The 20,594-nt window shown below is 39.3% G+C and carries 19 protein-coding genes and 1 pseudogene; all 20 read right to left on the bottom strand.

Going from position 1 to position 20,594, the window contains the following annotated elements; all coding sequences use genetic code 11:
• Positions 1-92: 92 nt before the first annotated feature.
• Complete coding sequence (gene spoIIE / locus RCG21_RS02905) at positions 93-2,567, bottom strand: stage II sporulation protein E (protein ID WP_133339396.1); 2,475 nt, start codon at positions 2,565-2,567, stop codon at positions 93-95.
• 449 nt (positions 2,568-3,016) lie between these two features.
• Complete coding sequence (locus RCG21_RS02900; protein ID WP_133339394.1) at positions 3,017-3,454, bottom strand: S1 domain-containing RNA-binding protein; 438 nt, start codon at positions 3,452-3,454, stop codon at positions 3,017-3,019.
• Positions 3,455-3,537: 83 nt separating this feature from the next.
• Positions 3,538-3,933, bottom strand: a complete 396-nt coding sequence (locus RCG21_RS02895) for an FtsB family cell division protein (RefSeq protein WP_133339392.1) — start codon at positions 3,931-3,933, stop codon at positions 3,538-3,540.
• Positions 3,934-3,945: 12 nt separating this feature from the next.
• Complete coding sequence (gene yabQ, locus RCG21_RS02890; RefSeq protein WP_133339390.1) at positions 3,946-4,578, bottom strand: spore cortex biosynthesis protein YabQ; 633 nt, start codon at positions 4,576-4,578, stop codon at positions 3,946-3,948.
• Entirely contained in the window at positions 4,575-4,877 is a 303-nt protein-coding gene (gene yabP, locus RCG21_RS02885; protein WP_026574024.1) for a sporulation protein YabP, read from the bottom strand. Before yabP ends, yabQ begins: the two co-directional genes overlap by 4 nt.
• Positions 4,878-4,957: 80 nt before the next feature.
• Positions 4,958-5,224: an RNA-binding S4 domain-containing protein gene (locus RCG21_RS02880; protein ID WP_133339388.1), complete on the bottom strand. Its 267-nt coding sequence runs from the start codon at positions 5,222-5,224 to the stop codon at positions 4,958-4,960.
• A 15-nt stretch (positions 5,225-5,239) separates the two neighbouring features.
• A complete protein-coding gene (gene yabN / locus RCG21_RS02875) occupies positions 5,240-6,703 on the bottom strand; it encodes a bifunctional methyltransferase/pyrophosphohydrolase YabN (RefSeq protein WP_133339386.1) in 1,464 nt (487 codons plus the stop codon).
• Entirely contained in the window at positions 6,690-8,321 is a 1,632-nt protein-coding gene (locus RCG21_RS02870; RefSeq protein ID WP_308914240.1) for a putative polysaccharide biosynthesis protein, read from the bottom strand. Before RCG21_RS02870 ends, yabN begins: the two co-directional genes overlap by 14 nt.
• 161 nt (positions 8,322-8,482) lie before the next feature.
• Positions 8,483-9,019: a stage V sporulation protein T gene (gene spoVT, locus RCG21_RS02865; RefSeq protein WP_026574028.1), complete on the bottom strand. Its 537-nt coding sequence runs from the start codon at positions 9,017-9,019 to the stop codon at positions 8,483-8,485.
• A 203-nt stretch (positions 9,020-9,222) separates the two neighbouring features.
• Positions 9,223-12,758, bottom strand: a pseudogene (mfd, locus tag RCG21_RS02860) (transcription-repair coupling factor).
• A 136-nt stretch (positions 12,759-12,894) separates the two neighbouring features.
• The gene (gene fin / locus RCG21_RS02855; RefSeq protein WP_026574030.1) at positions 12,895-13,125 is read right to left on the bottom strand and encodes an anti-sigma-F factor Fin; all 231 of its coding nucleotides are present in this window, start codon (positions 13,123-13,125) and stop codon (positions 12,895-12,897) included.
• 150 nt (positions 13,126-13,275) lie between these two features.
• Entirely contained in the window at positions 13,276-13,836 is a 561-nt protein-coding gene (gene pth / locus RCG21_RS02850) for an aminoacyl-tRNA hydrolase (RefSeq protein ID WP_133339422.1), read from the bottom strand.
• Positions 13,837-13,964: 128 nt separating this feature from the next.
• A complete protein-coding gene (locus RCG21_RS02845; RefSeq protein ID WP_133339382.1) occupies positions 13,965-14,600 on the bottom strand; it encodes a 50S ribosomal protein L25/general stress protein Ctc in 636 nt (211 codons plus the stop codon).
• 103 nt (positions 14,601-14,703) lie between these two features.
• Entirely contained in the window at positions 14,704-15,660 is a 957-nt protein-coding gene (locus RCG21_RS02840) for a ribose-phosphate diphosphokinase (RefSeq protein WP_026574033.1), read from the bottom strand.
• 22 nt (positions 15,661-15,682) lie between these two features.
• A complete protein-coding gene (glmU, locus tag RCG21_RS02835; protein ID WP_133339380.1) occupies positions 15,683-17,056 on the bottom strand; it encodes a bifunctional UDP-N-acetylglucosamine diphosphorylase/glucosamine-1-phosphate N-acetyltransferase GlmU in 1,374 nt (457 codons plus the stop codon).
• A gap of 197 nt (positions 17,057-17,253) precedes the next feature.
• Complete coding sequence (spoVG, locus tag RCG21_RS02830; protein ID WP_026574035.1) at positions 17,254-17,544, bottom strand: septation regulator SpoVG; 291 nt, start codon at positions 17,542-17,544, stop codon at positions 17,254-17,256.
• Between the two features lie 196 nt (positions 17,545-17,740).
• Positions 17,741-18,115 carry a RidA family protein gene (locus tag RCG21_RS02825; protein WP_133339378.1) on the bottom strand — a complete coding sequence of 125 codons (375 nt, stop codon included), beginning with the start codon at positions 18,113-18,115 and terminating at the stop codon, positions 17,741-17,743.
• Positions 18,116-18,132: 17 nt separating this feature from the next.
• Positions 18,133-18,954: a pur operon repressor gene (gene purR / locus RCG21_RS02820; protein WP_026574037.1), complete on the bottom strand. Its 822-nt coding sequence runs from the start codon at positions 18,952-18,954 to the stop codon at positions 18,133-18,135.
• 255 nt (positions 18,955-19,209) lie between these two features.
• Complete coding sequence (ispE, locus tag RCG21_RS02815; protein WP_133339376.1) at positions 19,210-20,082, bottom strand: 4-(cytidine 5'-diphospho)-2-C-methyl-D-erythritol kinase; 873 nt, start codon at positions 20,080-20,082, stop codon at positions 19,210-19,212.
• A gap of 214 nt (positions 20,083-20,296) precedes the next feature.
• A complete protein-coding gene (locus tag RCG21_RS02810; RefSeq protein ID WP_026574039.1) occupies positions 20,297-20,473 on the bottom strand; it encodes a small, acid-soluble spore protein, alpha/beta type in 177 nt (58 codons plus the stop codon).
• Positions 20,474-20,594: the final 121 nt, after the last annotated feature.

Below are 20,594 nucleotides of genomic sequence, written 5' to 3'. Positions count from 1 at the left end.
ATTCTCCCTCCACATCATGAATTGTTACCATTTTCGACGGGAAGGAGATGAATTATACATATTTAGGGACTTAGTTGTGCAAATTAAGCCGTTTAGGCTCGTTTTTTCATTTTTTGCACAGGGATGCTGGCCCATTTAGGAGTATTATGTTTTATTTTGGCCACTGTTACGGTCATATCATCATCAATAAATCCAGAGCTTGTGCGAATAACTTCTTCCATGATTAAATCCGCTACTTCCTGTGGATCGTCCGTTTGTAATTCCTGAATTTTCCGTTTCATCCAAAGCTCATAATTTTCGACATGCCTTGGTCCTTCAAAAACTCCATCGCTCATCATAATTAACAAATCGCCTGCCTTTAGCTGTTCACTGACAACATCGACTTCGAATTCCTCAAGCATCCCAATTGGCAAATTGCTGGCTTGAATTTTGATAATTTTATTCCCCCGTTTAATAAAACTTGGTGTTGAACCAATCTTCAAAAATTTTGCTGATGCATTCTGCAGATCTATCATGGCAAGGTCTAATGTTGAAAAAATTTCATCTGTTGTCCTTAGGGATAGAATTGAGTTAATTGATTTAATTGCTACTTGTTCCTCAATACCTGTTTGCAGGATTTTTTGCAAAAGTTGAATCGTCTCATTACTTTCATAATGTGCCCTTTCGCCATTTCCCATTCCATCACTAATGGCAATAGCGTACTTACCTAAGCCAAGTTCAATTTCTGAGTAACTATCGCCTGAAATAAAGCCGCCATCCTTAGCCGCATGGGCTACCCCCGTTTGTACAATAAACTTTTTTGAAGAACGGAAATTCGCATGACAAAGCCCATTTAAGTACTCTGTGGAATCTTCCTTTTGGACAACAATGGTTTCACCAAGAATATCCGACAGCATCGGGGCAATCAATTTTTCGCACTCCCCATGGCTATTGTAAAAAGGAATGGTCATTTCAATATCAACATTTCCTTGTTCAAGGCTGTAAATTTCAACCTGTTCAATTTGTATGCCAAAATCCTGAAGTGCCTCCATGATTTGCTCTTCCTGCCTATAATGGTTTTCCCGCTCACGCTGAATTTCCTTCGAAAAATTCTCCATTACCTCGGAAACACCTTGAAGCTGGTCAGCCACTAATCTTCTGCTTTCTCTTACTTGTTTCTTTAATTTTTGATTAGCCTGGAAGAAAGTAAGCTCGGTCTGTATGACATCATAAACTCTTTTCGACCTGGTACAATACTTGTCCCACTCTCTCGTAAGTTTTGTTGGAATAGACCCCTCGTTTTGATCCATTTCATGAATAATTTCTTCCATATATGAATAGGTTGTATTAAAATTCTTTGCCCAGCATTGTTCTTTTTTAAAGCAGGTTTGGCACGTTTTTTCCGTTACATTACTCATAAAGTAATCCATCTCTCTCATATTCTCTTCTTCGCTTGACTCTACATCCATTTGTGAAAAACTATTGGATAAGGCGGAAAAAACATTAGAAAATTGGGAGACGCGCTGTGCCGTAACATCCCGCATCTTTCTCATGTATTTTTGTTGTTCAGCTGTGTATTCCGAAGTTCCCGGAATATACTTAGCTAGTCTTGAGGTGAAAACCTGTGGTGTTAAGAGGAATAAAAGAATGGCTGCTGCTGACTCCAATAAAGTTTGCGATAAAGACCCGCCTCCTTCTCCGTACATACCGATTAAGAGAGTAGCAATTAATAATCCTATCGATACACCGATTTTTTTCCCCTCTTTTAATAAACCGCCTAATACACCCGAGAATGCTAGTAAACTCATATGGGTAAAGCTAGACACACTTGCCAGGCTAAAAATTAACCCAGTTACCACCCCAACGGTTGAACCCACCGTTGCACCGGCAATAAAAGAAAAGACTAAAACAAGATATCTCGACATAATATGTTCAACAGAAAGATCATATACCTGCCAGCCAATGGTTCCGGTCATAATCGAAGCCAGCATAATAATTAAACCGATAATTTCCTCCGTTTTTAATAACTGCCTGCGTTTGGTTACAGTTAATAACGGAATGCTTTGCAAAAAGATCAACGTTAAAATAAATGATAGGCTGGCCTGCACAGCGGCCATCATTCCATCATAAAATGTCAATTGCCCTGTCATCAGGAAGGATTCAATTAATTTTCCTAGGCCTAAGATAATTCCGACAAAAAACGGCAAGGATTTTATTCCGCTCTTTACCCATTTTTCTCCTATCCGGAAAACGACTAGAAATAGCAGGACCGCTACAAAAGTAAAACCGGCATTTTCAATCGATAATGTCGCAGCTCCTGCAATTAATCCAACTAACGCAAGCGGTGCGCGATCCCTTTTGATTAAATATACGGCTGCGAAAAAAGGGAGACTGAATGGAGTAAGTTTGGACAAGATTAAAGCTCGTCCAAGCAAAAATCCTACTAATAACAGGAGGTATCCCTTTTTAATAAAAAAGGACTCCAAATAGTTTTGGAGTTTTCTCACTCCCTTCTCCCACTCCCATTTGGATGAATGTAGGTTGACTTCTCCGATCGGCTCTATTAAACTAGCGTTTGGCTTTTCCATATCTCACACTCCCCTATTAATTCATCGTTGCCAACTATTATAAAGTTGATAGGGTTAAAAGTTTGTCAAAAGATTGAACGAATATATAAGTTTCGTTCGACGGTATCCACTAAATTTATCCAAATAATCTGAAATATTATAATAATTGTCGGAATTTTGCATAAACAGGGAATTCGACTGTATTAATGGTCAGTGTTAATTTACTAACTAAGTTGATTGGAGTGGAAGGCGCTTCGCTCCTGCGGGAGTACGGGTCAGGGGAGACCCCACAGGAGCGAAGCGATGAGGAGGCTCCCCGAAACCGCCCGCGGAAAGCGAAGCACATGGAGCGGAAATCAACGGGCAAGCGTAACAAAACCTAAACAAAAAGACAAGTCATAATGACTTGTCATTGTTGATCTATATTTTAAATGAACCTGCTCTTTATTCTTCAATAAACAAGCAGCAAGTTATCCTCGTCTAGCTCCTCTTCCTCCACGTTTTGACTCTGTGTGTCGTTTTAGGGAAGATAAACGATCCTCGCTATCTTTTAAAAATTTAGCCATTTTTGTTTCAAAGTTTTCTGGTCTAGAGTTATTGCGATCGTTCGTTCTACCCTGACGAGGACGTTGTGAATGCGAATTTGAATGAGATCTTTGAGGTGCCTCTGGTCTATCTTTTGCTTTTTTGATGGATAGTCCAATTTTTCCATCCTTTTCAACATTAATGACTTTGACCTCAACTTGGTCTCCAACCTTAAGATGATCATTGATATCTTTTACATAGTTGTCTGCAACCTCACTAATGTGTACGAGCCCTGTTGATCCATCCGGCAGCTCCACAAACGCTCCGAAATTTGTAATCCCTGTTACCTTTCCTTGTAACTTGCTGCCTACTTCAATTGACATAAAAAAAATGTTCCTCCTTAAAAAAATAAAAAATCAATCTTACCTTATATTATACAGAAAGTAAAAAAACAGTGTCAATAAGACTAGTTACCGGTTGATTTTTCCTTTTTGTTTTCCGGAATATTAAAGATAATTTCATTTTTCTTTGAGAAAAAATATTCTTTTCTCGCTAATTTAGCAATGTAATCATCATCATTTAATTTCACAATATCCTCCTTAAGGATATCCTGCTGTTTTTTTAATTCAGCAAGCTTATGACCAAGCTGTTTTTTTTGTGCCTTTTTTGCATCTATCATGGAAGCCTGCGTTAGAATGCTGGAAATCATGAAATAAGAAACGAAAATCGCAAAAACTAAAAACAACGAAAGGCGGCGTACGACTAACTTTCTTTTTCTAGCTGTTGCAATTTCAGCAAACTCTTGCTGCTCTACATACGTTGATTGAATCTTTGCTACATTTTTTTTGCGTACCGCGCTCATTTCATAACCTCCTTACTGTTTACGCTTTTTCCACTTATCTATCCACTTAACAATATAATTCTTTAATTTCTTGAATTTTCCTGCTGTTCTATTATATAACTTATCGACGGATTTTTTAAGACCTTTCGGCAAAAGTCTCCAAATTAATAGCAATATTTTTTGAACGGGTATGACAATGACTTTTATAACCAACCATACAACCTTTAAAATAAATTTGACAAGGGTATAAAGGCCCCTGCCAAGGAAAATAACCATAAAAATGACTAGTTTTATAAGACCCACAATAGGCTTATAGATTACCATCAAAAATGAATGTTTAAGGAAGCGGTAAATGGAAATAACGGCTTTGATCAGTAATTCCAGTAGGCGGAGATATGGCCCTTTAAAAAGCCCTTGATATCCAGCAAAGCCACAAAGAAGGGCAATAAAGATATAAAAGCGAATTTCTCCATTATTCACCTGGAATAAAGTGTAAAATATGAGTAATGCTTGAATAATCCAAAATAGGACGTCATTTACAAATACGATGAAGCGATTCCTCCTTGGCCGATCTAAAAACCGCTGATAGGTATCAAACATTACTCCAAATAATGCACCCATTCCAATCATGGAGAGCATCGTTAGAAATTGAGTGGAAAGTGTCATCGGAATAACTTGCTAAAGAATCCTTTAGCTTTCTCCCCATGCTGTTCATCTAAATAGACTAAATCAAAGATTTTGCCCTTAATTGAAACAATCCCCTTTTCCACATCGAGATTTTTCATTTGCAGATTTTGTCCTTTGATGGCCAAAAACCCCATGACAGTTTCTAATAAAAATTCTTCGTTATCAAAACTTTCCACCTGTTTTACGCCTGTAATGTCTAAAAGCTTTCTTCCCCGCATAATCACATCATGTTCTGGAACGCTGCTCTTTGTTGTATTGACATCATAATATTGGCTCATCTTCATCCCTCACAGTCAGTTGTACAAACCTTTTTGTACATGTTATGTGAGAGATAAAAGAAATAGAACAAGCACCTACTCTATTCTTGCGAGCCTATTTTTTCTTCTTTTAGGATTGTATACATCTCAGCTGCTTCTTCTTTACGGGATGTTTCCTGGATTCGATCAATTCTTGCCGTTACTATTCTTTGACCCAAGCGAATGGTTAACTCATCCCCCGCCTTAACGGTTGAGCTGGCTTTTGCCTCTTTTCCATTAATCTCAATTCTCCCCTGATCTGATACTTCTTTTGCTAATGTCCGTCTTTTAATCAATCTTGAAACTTTCAAAAATTTATCTAAACGCATTATTACTCCCCCATTCTATAATCCCTTGGCTTTCGCTTCATCCCAAAATAGGTCAAGCTCTTCAAGAGTAAATTCCTCAAATGATTTCCCGCTTTCCTTTACTTTTTCTTCAATAAACCGAAAACGGCGGATGAATTTCTCATTTGTTTCAAATAAAGCCTCTTCTGGATGAATGTCTAAAAACCTAGCTACATTAACAAAAGCAAACAATAAGTCACCAAACTCTCGTTTGGCTAACTTTAGCTCTTTATCCTTACCATTCAACTCATCTTCAAATTCCTGAAGCTCTTCTTTCACTTTCTCGAAAGCTGGGGCAATATCCTGCCAGTCAAACCCAACCTTTGCTGCTTTCTTTTGCAGCTCATAGGCCCGAATCAAATTGGGTATGGATTTTGAAACTCCTGAAAGGATGGAATCCGGCTGTTCCCCCTTTTCCTGCTTTTTAATTTCCTGCCAATTTTGTAGTACTTCCTTTGAGTTTTCTGCCTTCACATTTCCAAAAACATGGGGATGTCGTCGAACCATTTTTGCTGAAATCCCTTCAATCACATCGTCGATGGAAAAGTAACCTTCATCCTCGCCTATTTGGGCATGCAACAGGACCTGCAGGAGAACGTCACCCAATTCTTCAATTAAATGATCAAAATCCTCTTCATCAATCGCTTCAATCACTTCGTAGGATTCTTCAATTAAATATTTCTTAAGTGATTCATGTGTTTGTTCCTTATCCCATGGACAGCCATTCGGCCCGCGTAACTCCGCAATTATATCCCGAAGCTTTGAAAAGGTCTTAAATAAGATCTTTTCGTCTTGTACAGGCGGTACATAAACGGATGTAAGGTTATTGATGCCAACATTGCGGTCAAGCTCATATAATGGCAGTTTCTCAATCTTTTCCTGACTGCTCCCTGCAGCTGTAACAAGATATACCTCATATTCATCCGGCAAACATTCCATTAAAGATAATTTTACATTTGAAGCAACAAATTGATCATAAACCTGACTTATGATCATATGCTGTCCCATTTGGAGCTGACCGCTGCTGAGTGCCGTTCCATCGAGCAATTGAAATCCATCGATTGGATCAATTCTTAATGATTGAAATAAGGCATCAATAAAACTCTGGCCCCCGCCAATTACAATTTCAATCCCCTCTTCTGGACCTTGCTCTAATAAAAGTTGAACAGCACGCTCCGCGACAAGCGGATGTCCAGGAACAGCATATACGACCGGATCTGTTTTAGCCTTACTTAACAAGGATGCAGTAATCTCCTGATATACTTCCTCAAATTGATCATGTTTTTCATAGATAGAATCAAATGAAATATATTGAAAACCCTCTTTTTCCAATTCAGCCACAACCGGGTGCTCTTTTGTCCGTAAATAAACATGTTCAGATTGAATTAATTTTTTATACACACCTAACGGGAGCTGCTCCAAATCCCCGGCACCCAAACCCAGTATCTCAATTTTTTTCATATCTTAACCCCTCACCTTTTCTAGGCAATAACCGAATTAATTTACTTCCAAACGGGAAAAACGCTAAATCTTCTACTAAAAAGACCTTCCCGCGGATCACAATCACCAAAAATAAAATTCCTCCCAATAAAACTCCGCTTAAAGCTTGAAAGGCGGACCCAACTCGTACCTCCATATGGGAAAGAAATAGAAAATTAGTTAAATATAAATATCCTTTTAAAAAGCCTGCCATCACGATGGCCGCAGTCAGAATCGTTCGAACAAAACGGATGGTAAAAACAGGAGCATTCATCAAGTTTTTAAACTTTAAATATAGCAGGAAATTAATTATGAACAGTGTAATAATTGTTGAAATCGCTGCCCCCATGATGCCAAACAAGGGACAAAAAATCAAATTTAGTCCATATTTTATCGGAAATGAAAGAACAACTATTAAGGCGGGAAAAAGCAAGACTCCCATTCCCTGCATAATCGCAATCATGGTCGAAATGAGCGAAGTAAATAAAATAACAAAACTTAGGACTCCTAATACCGATGAGCCGGATCCATTTTCAAAAAGCATCGTATTCGTTGGTTTAATAATAGCCCATAGACCTGCAGAAGCTCCTATTCCAATGACAAGACTAATCCTCATTGCCAGCTGAATTTTTTGATGTAAAAGGCCAGGCTGCTCTTTTAATCTCCCGCTAGTAATTAGCGGCACAAGTGATAATGACAAGGATGAGGCCGCAACAGTCCCCAATTGGATTAGCGGCTGTCCTCGGTCAAAGATGCCTTTTAAGCTTTTCGCCAAACTTTCTTCCGTACCGTTTGAAACAAGTAGAGAGTATAGGTTTAAGGAGTCACCTAATTGTATAAAGATCATCAACATTCCACTGATACAGATGGTCAGTCCTTGAAACAGTAACTCCTTGAAAATCCATTTTGTTTCCCTTTTTAGACTTCCAGCAGCTCTCTGTTTTGGCCCTACTTGTTTCCATTCTTTGCGAAACTTTAGAAATGTAAACAAAATAAGGGCGGAAACAATACTCCCTGTAATCGATCCAAACATCGCACCCCCGCCGACGAGGTAGAGGGAGTAGCCTTTCCGTGTAAAAAGATAGGCAAGGAAAATGATCGTAACCACTCGTGCAATTTGTTCCCCTACCTGTGATAAGGCGGTTGGAACCATATCTCCATTCCCTTGATAATAGCCTCTTAATACTGCTACAATCGGAAAAGTCAAAAATACAATCGAAACGACCCTTAAAAGAATCGATAGCTTTGGGTCATTCATTAACAGGGCAATCGGCTGGGCCCCTGTATAAAGGATTAAAAAACAAAGGAAACCAAAAATCTGCAAATATAGAAATGATCCAAGGAGCAAAAGCCGCGGCTTCCCATTGTCACCTGCTTCTTTTTGCTCCGTATATAATTTTGAAATAACGACTGGAAATCCTGTGGTTGCAAGAACCATGGCAATGCCATAAAACGGGTACACCTGCTGGTATATGTAAAAACCAACATCACCGACAATATTTTGAAACGGGATGCGGTAAAAGGCACTCAGAATTTTGGTAACCAGGGCCGCAATCGTTAAAATGAAAGCCCCTCGAAAAAGGGCCTTTGATTGATTCACGGGCTTCAATATTTTTTCCTCCAAACAGAAATGCACATACGCCATAATCAGCGCTGGAGCTAGACAAAAATAAACTCCCATGTATTATAGCATAGGATGCGCCCTCATTTGGTGCATGAAAAAAGACAGCAAGCGCTGTCCTTTCGTTAAAAAAACTAAAATTATGACTCCATTTGTCTTGCTAAGAATCCAGCTGCTGTTTCAACAGCTTTTTGTTCAACTTCTCCAACTGTTCCTTCTTTAGAGAAAATAATAACTGCTCCAATCGGATCTCCATTTGCAATAATCGGCCCAATTGTATATGATGAAATCGCTTCCGGACTTCCATCTGACAAGGCTACATCACCTTGTTGAGTGACAAGAACGGAATTACGGTCCTCCATCGTCTTTTCAACCAAATCACTGATATTTTTATTTAAATAATCCTTTTTGGAACCTCCAGCAACAGCGATATAGGCATCTCTATCACAAATTAGTACTGGATTTCCAAGGCTGTCAAAAAGGGCTTCCGCATATTCTTTTGCAAAATCGCTTAATTCGCTAATTGGAGAATACTTCTTTAAAATCACTTCTCCGTCTCGATCCACAAAGATCTCTAACGGGTCCCCCTCACGAATTCTTAATGTTCTGCGAATTTCCTTCGGTATGACAACACGACCCAAATCATCGATTCGACGAACTATTCCAGTTGCTTTCATCCAATGTTGCCTCACTTTCATCTGATGATTTAAACTAACTTGGTAATGATGCTTATGTAATAATCACCACCAACTTTGAACTTAGTATCTTTCATCTGGAAAGTTCTATACACAATCGTTATATTTTTTCACATATGTGAGAAAATTTCCTTTTAGGTACAGGATTAACCACTGGATTGAAACCTAATGGATTGAAAAAAAGATTAAGTAACTGGATTTTCTTCGCCCTTTTTCGAATCTTCAAGCCCCTTTATCATTTCAAAAGCAATATGAAGCCATTTTGCTATTTCGCACCCTTTGACATTGAGGGTCATTTTTAATTTATTGCCCTCCATTCCTGGGGTAACCATTCTTCCAAACTGACTGCTGATTTTAAACAGCTTATGGCCATCAATCGTGCTGCTTACTTTTTCATTCACTAACAATGTTACTTCCTGCTTCACTTGCTTTATTTGTTCAACACCATTTAGAAGGGCATAAACCTTCATTTCTGCAATTTGGAAGAGGTATGCTACTTCATTTGGATATTCGCCAAAACGGTCAATCATTTCCTCTTGAAGCTCCTGTACATCTTCTAATGCCTGAATACCCCTGAAGCGCTTATACATTTCTATTTTTTGATGCCCATCCTTAATGTAGGAATCCGGAATATACGCATCAATTTCCAGATCAATTTCAACCGTTTTCCTTTCAGCTTCCTTAAGGTCGCCTCTCTTTTCCTCAATGGCTTCCTTCAGCATTTGTGAGTACAAATCAAATCCAACCGAATCAATAAAACCATGCTGCTGTGCCCCTAATAAATTGCCGGCACCCCTGATGGATAGATCCCGCATCGCAATTTTAAATCCGGAACCGAGCTCCGTAAATTCCTTAATCGCCTGTAAACGTTTCTCAGCAACTTCCGTTAAAACTTTATCCTTTCGATACGTAAAATAGGCATAGGCAACTCGATTGGATCTTCCAACCCGGCCGCGCAGCTGATAGAGCTGTGAGAGTCCCATTCGATCAGCATCAAAGACGATTAACGTATTGACATTGGGAATATCTACACCAGTTTCAATAATCGTTGTACTGACGAGAACGTCAAATTCTCCAGATAAAAAGCTCAACATTACAGACTCTAATTCATTTTCCGACATCTGCCCATGGGCAAAAGTTACACGGGCATCCGGTACAAGCATAGAAATTTCTTCTGCCTTCCGTTCAATATCCTCTACCCGGTTATATAAAAAGTATACTTGTCCGTCACGGGCGAGTTCCCGTTCAATGGCCTCTCTGACAAGCGATCCATTATACTCCATAACATAGGTTTGCACAGGGAAACGATTTTCAGGTGGTGTTTCGATCACCGACAAATCTCGAACTCCCAGCATGGACATATGCAGAGTTCTTGGAATTGGTGTGGCTGTTAACGTTAAAACATCCACATTTGTTTTTAACCGCTTTATCTTTTCCTTATGTGTAACCCCGAACCTTTGTTCTTCATCGATAATTAACAGCCCTAAGTCACGATAAATAACATCTTTTGACAGCAGGCGGTGTGTTCCAACGACAATATCAACAGTCCCCGCCTTCAGCCCTTTTATCGTTTCCGTCTGTTGCTTTTTTGAACGAAAACGGCTTAACAAACCAATATTAATGGGGAAGTCCTGAAATCTTTCCCTTAATGTTTCAAAATGCTGTTGAGCTAGAATGGTTGTTGGCACAAGGAAAGCAACCTGCTTGCCATCGGTAATGGCTTTAAAGGCCGCGCGAATAGCAACCTCCGTTTTTCCATAACCAACATCCCCGCAGAGGAGCCGGTCCATTGGACGCAATCTTTCCATATCCTTTTTAATCTCACGAATAGACCGTAACTGATCTTCTGTTTCTTGGTAGGCAAAGTTTGTTTCGAATTCTCTTTGCATGTCTCCATCAGGTGAGAAAGCATAACCAACAGCTGCTTCACGTTCGGCATACAGCTTAATTAAATCATCCGCAATATCTTGGACAGAGGATTGAACTTTCTTTTTCACTTTTTTCCAATCACTGCCGCCAAGCTTATAGACTTTTGGCTCTTTTCCTTCAGACCCAACATATTTCTGGATTAAATCAATTTGTTCAACGGGAACATACAGTTTATCCGTCCCTTGATAACGAATATGTAAATAATCCTTATGGATTCCATTAATTACAAGTGTTTCGATACCAAGGTATTTCCCAATCCCATGGTTTACATGAACAACGTAGTCACCAACCCGGAGTTCGGAATAGCTTTTAATTCTTTCTGCATTCGATAGTTTTTGCCGGCTAGAAGATTTTTTCACTCGTTTATTAAATAATTCTTCCTCGGTAATCACGGCAATTTTTTGAATGGATAATTCAAATCCGGTTTGGAGATTTCCTCTCATAATTTGAACTTTACCAGGTAATGGCTCCTGCCCTTCACCTAAAAGTGAGGATTCAATTTCATAATCCTCTAAAACCCGCTCCAGTTTTTTTACCCGTTCTTCATCGGGTCCGAGTACAAGAATAGAATAGTTGCTTTTTTTCCAACGGTCTACTTCTGCTTTAAGCAAATGCATTTGTCCGTGGAAGTTTTGCATAGGCTTACAAGAAACATTAATAATATTTTGCGGACTGGTATTTGAGACATGACGGAGAAATAGAGACATATAAAGGACCGGGAAATTCTTTTTTTGTAAAAGCCCGTGTAGGTCATGTGAAATAACCAGGTCATGGATAATTTCTCCCTCACCTAATAAAGAGGTATACCAGTCTGCTTCCTCCTTAACTAGAGATTCATTCATTTCATGAACCCTGCTGATTTCATCAATAAATACTAAACCGTTATGCGGAAGATAATCTAGTAAACTACCAGCATTTTCGTAGGCAAGTGATAAGTATTTATAGACTTGGTCAGGCTTTTGCTGGTTTTTTAGCAGTTCTAATTCATATCCAATATTTTGTGCGAGTTGGATTTTAGCCTTTTCGTCCTTTAATTTTTTTAAGCTTTTCGCTAAGCCTTCTTCTAATCTTTCAACGATTCGACTGTAATTTACATCCTCAAGAAGAATTTCTGTTGCAGGGCCAATTAAGATTTCTGAAATCTTTTCCTTGGAACGCTGGTCCTCAAGAGAGAAATAACGGATAGAATCAATTTCGGTATCAAAAAGTTCAATCCGAAGCGGGTCTGATTCTGTAAGAGGATAAATATCAATAATTCCGCCCCGTACACTAAATTCTCCAGGAGTAGACACCATTTCTACTCTTACATACCCCATCTTAACAAAAGTTGTAAGCGTTCTCTCTATATCTAAGTCTTCCCCAGCTTTAAGGAAAGCTGATAGTTTTTCCACATAGCCTTTGGCGGAGTAATTTTTTTTAAGCCAGAAATAGGGGCTATTAAAATTCCGCGACTATTTTTACTCCAATGATTCAAAGCTTCAATTCTTTGAGCCTTCAATTCCGGGCTGGCGATACTCATTTCTGCAGCGATCAGTTCATTTGCAGGGAAAAGAAAAACATCCTTTTCGTTTACTAGATTGACAAGGTCATCATATAGCTTTTGTGCTTGCAGCAAATTATAGGTAACGAACATAATCGGCCTTTTCATTTTTTCATAAATGGATGCTGCAAAGATGGTCCTAGATGAGCCTGATAACCCTGCAATTAACTGTTCCTTTAGACCTTCTTCCATTCCGGATATAACAGAATGAATGTCTTCCTGTCGAAGGAATAATGATGTTAAACTGTTCAACCTAAATCCTCCTCTCTCAACCGAAAAGCTAAGCGCCCTTTTCAGGGGCTGGAGCTAGACAGTATACAAATTTCATATATTATAAAAGTTTAAATTATCAAAACAGAAAAATGCTTTGGAGTACATCCAAAGCTAGTTAATGAATAAGAAAATCATATTGATGGTATTCTGGAGTTCGCTCCAAAGCTTCCTGGCAGTCTTCACAAATCGAGGTTATGTGAATATCCCCAGATGGATCGTACGCAACCATTTCTTGTCTTTCCCGTTCAGTTAACTTATTAAGACCAAGCGTTTCGCTGTGTATGGATGATTGTTCGATAGAGCCTAATTTTGTACCGCAATGCCTGCAATGATAATGGATGGCCACGCCTGTCCCTCCCTAATCTTCGATTTAATATTAGTATATTAACCCAAACAGGGGGAAACTATTCACATCTAAAATCACTTCTCAAACTGCAGACATTCAGTTTAGGATATACGCTTTATAATATGAAAGGATGGCCTATCTCATGTACATTTACTGATTAAAATCATTCATTACTTGTATAAAAGGCCTCTCCAGACAGGCTTCACATGCATCGGCACTTTTTTGAACAACATCTTGAATCTGTAACTGCTCTTCTTTATGAAATTTCCCTAGAACATAATCAGGCACGCTCATCCCATTTTGTGGGCGGTCAATGCCGATTCGAATTCTGTTAAATGCTTGAGTCCCAAGATGGGCTACTGTGGACTTAATTCCATTATGTCCGCCTGCGCTTCCCTTTTGACGAAGTCGAATTTTCCCAACAGGTAAATCAAGGTCATCATAAATCACCAAGAGGTCTTCTAAACCGATATCATAATAATCCATTACGGCGCGAATGGATTCTCCGGATAGGTTCATATAGGTCAGAGGTTTTAACAATAAGACCTTTTCCCCTTTGTAGAATCCAATTCCATACAAGCCTTTTAATTTGGATTGGTCTAACGGAATATTAAATCGGCGTGAGAGCTCTTCAATGACATCAAAACCTACATTGTGCCTCGTATGTTCATATTGCTTCCCCGGGTTTCCTAAACCAACCATTATTTTCATATTTCCCACCTCTTCCTGTCCAGACCACCTTCTAAAAACTTTTCGAAGCATAAATTCCTCACCATTATTTTCGCTATAATTAAGAACTGCAAAAGACGTAACCTTTGTTTAGGTTACGTCTATTACTATTAGTCTCCAATTGGTTCTGTTTCTCTTCCTTCTTCTTGATCTGGATGACCGCCATCTTGCTGTTCACCTGCATTAATTTCTTCTTCCTGTTTAGGAGGAAGAATCGAGGCAACCACTTCTTCCGCATCATGATTAATCGAAAATGACCCTTGATAGAGGATATCTGCAATGGTTACATTTTCACCAACCTGCAGGTTCGTAACATCTACTTCAATCTGAGCCGGAATATTGTCAGGAGTAGATGTGATTGACAATTCATGGACTGGCTGCTGTAGAACCCCGCCGTCTTTCACACCTGCGGCCTCACCGGTAAGTACAAGTCTGACCGATACATTGATTTTTGAAGACTTATCAACTGCTAAAAAATCAACATGTGTAATTTCCTTTTTAATACAATCCTCTTGATAATCCTTTAAGACAACATCATGCTGATTTCCACTGATATCAAGAGAAAAGACACCATTCCTGCCTACAGAACGAATGGTTTTCGTTAAATCAGCAGAACTAATATAAACAGGCTTACTTTCAACCTTTGCACCATAAATAACAGCTGGAATGTTTCCAGTGTCCCGAATTTTCTTTAAAGCAGAATGACGGAATTGATTGCGTTCTTTTGCTTGTAAAACAGTACTCATTGAAAAGTCACCTTCCTATTTAAGTTCACTTTATAAAATTACCCCAAAACAGGAAGGTCTAAACATTTTAATTCAGCTAAATTCGGGTGGTTCCTTGCACGGTTTAATCAAATAATGTACTTACGGACTGTTCCTCATGTACACGGATAATAGCTTCACCGATTAGTGGTGCAACAGAAAGATTAATAATTTTATCAATCTTTTTCTCTTCCGGAAGTTCAATTGAGTTCGTAACAACTAATTCTTTAATTTTTGAATTTTGAATTCTTTCAATGGCTGGACCACTCAATACAGGGTGTGTACAGGAGGCATAAACCTCTAAAGCACCGTTTTCCACTAATGCATTTGCAGCAAGTGTAATGGTTCCAGCTGTATCAATAATATCATCAATGAGAATAGCTACCTTTCCATCAATGTTACCCACAATATTCATAACCTCGGCAACATTTGGACGCGGACGGCGTTTATCAATAATCGCGATTGGAGCTTTTAGGCGCTCCGCCATTTTTCTAGCTCGTGTTACCCCGCCATGGTCTGGGGATACAACGACAAGATCACCGTCTAGTGCTTTGTTCTTAAAGTATTCTGATAAAATTGGCACACCCATAAGGTGGTCAATTGGAATATCAAAGAACCCTTGAATTTGCGGTGCGTGCAAATCAAGACAAATCACACGGGTAGCTCCTGCTGTTTCAAGCAAATTTGCTACTAATTTTGCAGTAATTGGCTCACGGGCACGTGCTTTACGATCTTGACGAGCATAACCATAATAAGGCATAACAATATTAATCGTTTTTGCAGATGCTCTTTTTAATGCGTCAATCATAATTAATAATTCCATGAGATTCTCATTAATCGGATTGCTCGTTGACTGGATTACGTACACATCACATCCGCGGATACTTTCTTCAATATTAATTTGAATTTCCCCGTCACTAAATCTTGTTACTGAGCACTTTCCAAGCTCTACACCGATTACTTTTGCAATTTCTCTTGCCAAGGGAAGATTAGAATTTAAACTGAATACCTTTAAATTTGGATCTAAATATTGATTTGACATGATGGTCCTCCATTATTTTTGCTTATTTTTTCAAATTAAGCTTTTGAACGTAGTTTTCCTTATTTACTTGCTTCGCACGGGCAATGGACAATGCCTCCCCAGGTACATCCATGGTGATGGTAGAACCTGCAGCAACATATGCACCCTTCCCAACTGTAACAGGAGCAACAAGATTTGAATTACAGCCAACAAAGACATCATCTTCTATTTTGGTTAAATATTTATTTTTACCATCATAGTTAACCGTGATGGAACCACAGCCGATGTTTACATTATTACCCACTTCTGCATCTCCGATATAACTTAAATGAGAGGCTTTGCTTCCCTTACCAAATACAGCTTTCTTAATTTCAACGAAGTTTCCAATCTTCACTTCATCTTGAATGGCTGAATCAGGCCGAATATGGGCAAACGGCCCAATATTGACATTTGCGCCAATTGAACTTTTATTAGCAGTAGATTGACGGATAACTGTTCCATTCCCGATTTCACAAGTATCAATCTCAGAATGCGGGCCAATTTGGCAATCAGAACCAATGATCGTTCTACCCTTCAGGATGGTCCCCGGATAAATCACAGTATCCTGGCCAATTTGTACATCTGTCTCAATATAGGTGTTATCGGGATCGATGAGTGTTACACCATTCCTCATATGTTCTTCATTAATCCGGTTTCGCATAATTCGCTCTGCAGTGCTAAGAGCGATTCTGTCATTCACGCCAATCGTTTCTTCAAACTTATCCGTTTGGAAAGCGGTAACAATTTCACCTTGTTCCTTTAGAATCTCGATAACATCCGGTAAATAGTATTCCCCTTGAACATTATCATTTGAGACCTTTGTTAATGCCTCAAAAAGAGCTTCATTGTCGAAACAATATGTTCCAGTATTAATTTCCTTAATGGCCCGCTCTGCATCTGTGGCATCTTTGTGTTCAACGATTTTTTCAACCAATCCGCTTTCGTTTCGAATGATCCGGCCATAGCCTGTTGGGTCTTCAATCCTCGCAGTCAGAATGGTTGCCTTTGCAGCTAGTTCTTGATGATGGTTAAATAAGGCTTCCATCGTTTCTGCGCGAATTAATGGAGTATCACCGCAGACAACAATGGTTGTTCCTTTTTTACCAGCGAGCATTTCTTGAGCTTGAATGACCGCATGTGCTGTTCCAAGCTGTTGTTCTTGAAGAGCATAAAGGCTTTTATCGCCTATTTGGGCTTTTACCATTTCTGCTCCATGCCCGATAATCGTGACCATTTCTTCTATATCCAGCTTTGTTATTTGATCCACCACATGCTGAACCATTGGTTTTCCACAAACCTGGTGCAACACTTTATAGAGCTTTGATTTCATCCGCGTTCCTTGTCCAGCGGCTAAAATCACAGCATAACGATTAGACATGAACATGCCTCCAATTTACCTTTTTATCCATTAAAAATATTAACGCAAATTGCTTGCCTTTTCAAGGAATGTTCCGAAAGTGTCTTAATTTGTTATTTGGAGTGCTGCTTAGAGGACTGATAGAGGGGGCAATTAGCGAAGAATCTAAAAAATAAAAAGAGCCTTACGTGGAAGAAAGGCCCTAGTTGTCAAAATCCTTAGGAAGCTCCGGCTTCTTCAAATTCAATTTCCAATTCACCTAAGCGGTGGTACTCTGCCAAAACAGCTTCTTGGATTTTTCCGCGTGTTCCTGAATTGATTGGATGCGCAATGTCACGAAATTCTCCGTCTGGAGTACGTTTACTTGGCATAGCTACAAATAAACCGTTGTTTCCATCGATAACACGGATGTCATGAACAACAAACTCATTGTCTAATGTGATTGATGCAATCGCTCTCATTCTTCCATCCGTATTAACGCGGCGTAATCTTACGTCAGTTACTTCCATGTGCTCACACCCTTTTCTTCTAGATAAAAAGCTAGATTAATAAATTCAACAGAAATCTTGGTTTTCCTTCTTTAATTTTAAAATTTTTTAGAAAAATTAGGGCAAAAAAGTGAACTTCTGTAAAAAACGGTAATTTTCTTACATTTTAAGACAAAATAATAAATATTTTCCTCCGTACAAATAAAAAAGCACTCGTCTATTTCACGAGCGCTACTACTTCGATCTCAACTAATACATCTTTAGGTAATCTGGCTACTTCGACACATGAGCGTGCAGGTTTATGCGTGTGGAAGTACTCTCCATACACTTCATTAAGCTGTGCAAATTCTTCCATATTTTTAATAAAAACAGTGGCTTTTACAACTGTCTCTAATGATGCACCAGCAGCTTCTAGTACTGCTTGTAAATTTTTAAATACCTGGTGGGTTTGTACCTTAATATCTCCTTCAGCCAAAGTACCTTCCGCTGTTAGTGGAATTTGACCAGAGCTGTAGAACAAATTATTGACAACAATACCTTGAGAATATGGACCAATTGCTGCTGGGGCTTGATTTGTTTGAACGATTTCCATATGTAAAACCCTCCTATTTATTCAAGTGTAAAATAGTTACCTTCTTTAACATTAATCTTTTTTTCCTTTAAATCAACATCCGATAATTGAACAAGAGATAAATAGTTATCAACCAGGCGCTCTTCAATTTTTTCCGCTTCAACTAAAACAGCAATCCCGGCTACTGTAGCATTAAATTCCTCTAATAAACTAATCATGCCGATAACTGTTCCGCCAGCTTTCATGAAATCATCGACAATCAAGACCCGGGAGCCTTCTGTTAGGCTTCTCTTGGAAAGAACCATTGTTTGAATTCTTTTGGTTGAACCAGAGACATAATTAATGCTTACCGTCGGTCCCTCCGTCACTTTGCTGTCCCTTCTGACAATTACAACAGGAGCATTTAATTGACTTGCCACTGCATAGGCAAGCGGAATCCCTTTTGTTGCCACAGTCATGATGACATCTATTTTAGCTTCAGAATAAGCAGAAGCAATAATCCTTCCTGCTTTTTGTACAATTTGAGGGTCCCCCAAGATATCCGTCAAATATAAATAGCCTCCAGGCAATAACCGATCAGGAGTAGCGATTAATTCACAAAGTTCTTGAACAAAAGGCCTCGCATTTTCTTTACTTATTTGCACTAAGAATTTAACGCCTCCAGCTGCACCAGGTACCGTCTGCAAGGTTCCAAATCCTTTTTGCTCAAATGTTTCTTTGACTATCGCTAAATCTTCACTAATAGATGATTTTGCTGATTCATAACGATCGGCGAAAAATGTCAGCGGCACGAGCTGGCGAGGATGGTCCAGTAAATAATTCGTCATATCAATCAACCGTTCACTTCGACGAAACTTCATAATAACCTCCAAAAGACGAAAATTCTAATTAAAATATATCACTAACGTACGCATTTAATCAAGAAAAGCGTAAGCGCCTTGTTCAGCCCCGACAAGGCTTTAGGTCCTGGCGGTGAAGTCGTTCTTTGACTTCATCGACATGCAAGCATCACTGAATTTTCTTCCTTGCAGGCATGCGACGAGGTGAACAGTACTACCTTGAATAAGCTTTGCCGCAGGAGCAGGATAGCAACCTCGAGGGGCAGGACGCTTGCGCTAGACATCAAGGAAGTGGCGTTCTCCTAACATCCTCACTGCAAAAACCTGGTCACAAAATCCTCTTAAGCCGTTATAGATTCTATGCATTCTCGAATCATGCTGAACTAAGCCAAAAACCGTCGGCCCACTGCCACTCATTAGTACAGCATCAGCACCAAAGCGCTTCATTTGATCCTTGATGAGGGCTACCTCCGGATGCAGGTTTAATGTAACATCTTCTAAAACGTTCCCAACGTTTTGACAAACCTGCTGATAATCATTATTTTTTATTGCGTCAACCATTCCATTTGTGTTTGGGTGCTTCATTCCATTTAAGTCAAGGCGACGATAGACCTCTGCTGTCGATACACCAATAAAGGGTTTCGCTAAAATCACCCAGCATGTGGGAGGAGCCGGGAGATCGGTGATAAATTCTCCTCTACCCTTCGCTATGGCTGTTCCTCCATATACACAGAAGGAAACATCTGACCCAATTTCAGACCCGAGTTCAGCCAACTCATCTAGTGTTAGTCCAAGCCCCCATATCTTATTTAAACCTCTTAATGTTGCGGCTGCATCACTGCTGCCGCCGGCAAGGCCTGCAGCAACTGGGATTGTCTTTTCAATGGAGATCACAACCCCTTTTTTGACCTGAAAACGGTCCTTTAACAGCTGCGCAGCCTGATAGGCTAAATTTCGCTGGTCATCCGGAACGTAACGGTTATGGGAAAGAATATGTATTTTATCTTGATTTAATAAACTTAGCTCAACTCGATCGGCCAAATCAATTGTTGTCATAATCATTTCAACTTCATGATATCCATCAGGACGTTTGTACAAAACATCTAATGATAAATTAATCTTGGCCGGTGCTTTTACTAAAAGCTTCACAACGTCCACCTACTTTAAAAATTGACAGTTCCATATTTTGTCCTATTTTACCACAAAACGGCCAATGTAAGACGTGATAGATAAATAATCCTATCAAATATAACATTTTAACAAAGAATAGTGCAGAAATGAAAGGCCAGGGGGTTTATTCCCTGGCCTGACCGTGGTGAATCTATCGGTTTAAACTGACTTCAGAAAGATATCGATCTCTTGGTTAACGTTTGTTCAACAACTGTTGCTCAGCAAGCTCTATGGCACGCTTTACCATATTCCCTGCGTCACGGGCTTTAATCCCGCCCCAGCCTTCTTTTTGAACCACATCATAAAAGCCAAGCTCTTTAGCGAGCTCCTCTTTAAATTGACCGGACATGACACCTCTTCTTCTGCCCATCTAAACAACCCCTTTCTTCACACACGGTATTTATAGTATGTATGAATTTAATCTTTTCATGTTATCTATAATCATCCATGTCGATTTTTGAAGAAAGCAAAAAGCAGTAAACAACCGTTTA

This window comes from Bacillus salipaludis (assembly GCF_030938565.1).
GTDB lineage: Bacteria > Bacillota > Bacilli > Bacillales > Cytobacillaceae > Neobacillus > Neobacillus salipaludis_A.
Note: the sequence above shows the minus strand (reverse complement) of the source record. Positions and strands in the feature narration are given on the sequence as shown.

Bases quoted from the DNA above. Each gene is read 5' to 3' on its own strand.
- glmU (WP_133339380.1), bottom strand. From the start codon at position 17,056: ATGTCTAATCGTTATGCTGTGATTTTAGCCGCTGGACAAGGAACGCGG.
- spoVT (WP_026574028.1), bottom strand. From the start codon at position 9,019: ATGAAAGCAACTGGAATAGTTCGTCGAATCGATGATTTGGGTCGTGTT.
- yabN (WP_133339386.1), bottom strand. From the start codon at position 6,703: ATGAAAAAAATTGAGATACTGGGTTTGGGTGCCGGGGATTTGGAGCAG.
- RCG21_RS02880 (WP_133339388.1), bottom strand. From the start codon at position 5,224: ATGCGTTTAGATAAATTTTTGAAAGTTTCAAGATTGATTAAAAGACGG.
- RCG21_RS02845 (WP_133339382.1), bottom strand. From the start codon at position 14,600: ATGAGTACTGTTTTACAAGCAAAAGAACGCAATCAATTCCGTCATTCT.
- RCG21_RS02900 (WP_133339394.1), bottom strand. From the start codon at position 3,454: ATGTCAATTGAAGTAGGCAGCAAGTTACAAGGAAAGGTAACAGGGATT.
- RCG21_RS02840 (WP_026574033.1), bottom strand. From the start codon at position 15,660: ATGTCAAATCAATATTTAGATCCAAATTTAAAGGTATTCAGTTTAAAT.
- RCG21_RS02825 (WP_133339378.1), bottom strand. From the start codon at position 18,115: ATGGAAATCGTTCAAACAAATCAAGCCCCAGCAGCAATTGGTCCATAT.
- pth (WP_133339422.1), bottom strand. From the start codon at position 13,836: ATGAAAATAATGGTTGGTTTAGGAAACCCGGGGAAGCAATATGAACAT.
- spoVG (WP_026574035.1), bottom strand. From the start codon at position 17,544: ATGGAAGTAACTGACGTAAGATTACGCCGCGTTAATACGGATGGAAGA.
- yabQ (WP_133339390.1), bottom strand. From the start codon at position 4,578: ATGACACTTTCCACTCAATTTCTAACGATGCTCTCCATGATTGGAATG.
- RCG21_RS02810 (WP_026574039.1), bottom strand. From the start codon at position 20,473: ATGGGCAGAAGAAGAGGTGTCATGTCCGGTCAATTTAAAGAGGAGCTC.
- RCG21_RS02895 (WP_133339392.1), bottom strand. From the start codon at position 3,933: ATGAGCGCGGTACGCAAAAAAAATGTAGCAAAGATTCAATCAACGTAT.
- yabP (WP_026574024.1), bottom strand. From the start codon at position 4,877: ATGAGCCAATATTATGATGTCAATACAACAAAGAGCAGCGTTCCAGAA.
- spoIIE (WP_133339396.1), bottom strand. From the start codon at position 2,567: ATGGAAAAGCCAAACGCTAGTTTAATAGAGCCGATCGGAGAAGTCAAC.
- purR (WP_026574037.1), bottom strand. From the start codon at position 18,954: ATGAAGTTTCGTCGAAGTGAACGGTTGATTGATATGACGAATTATTTA.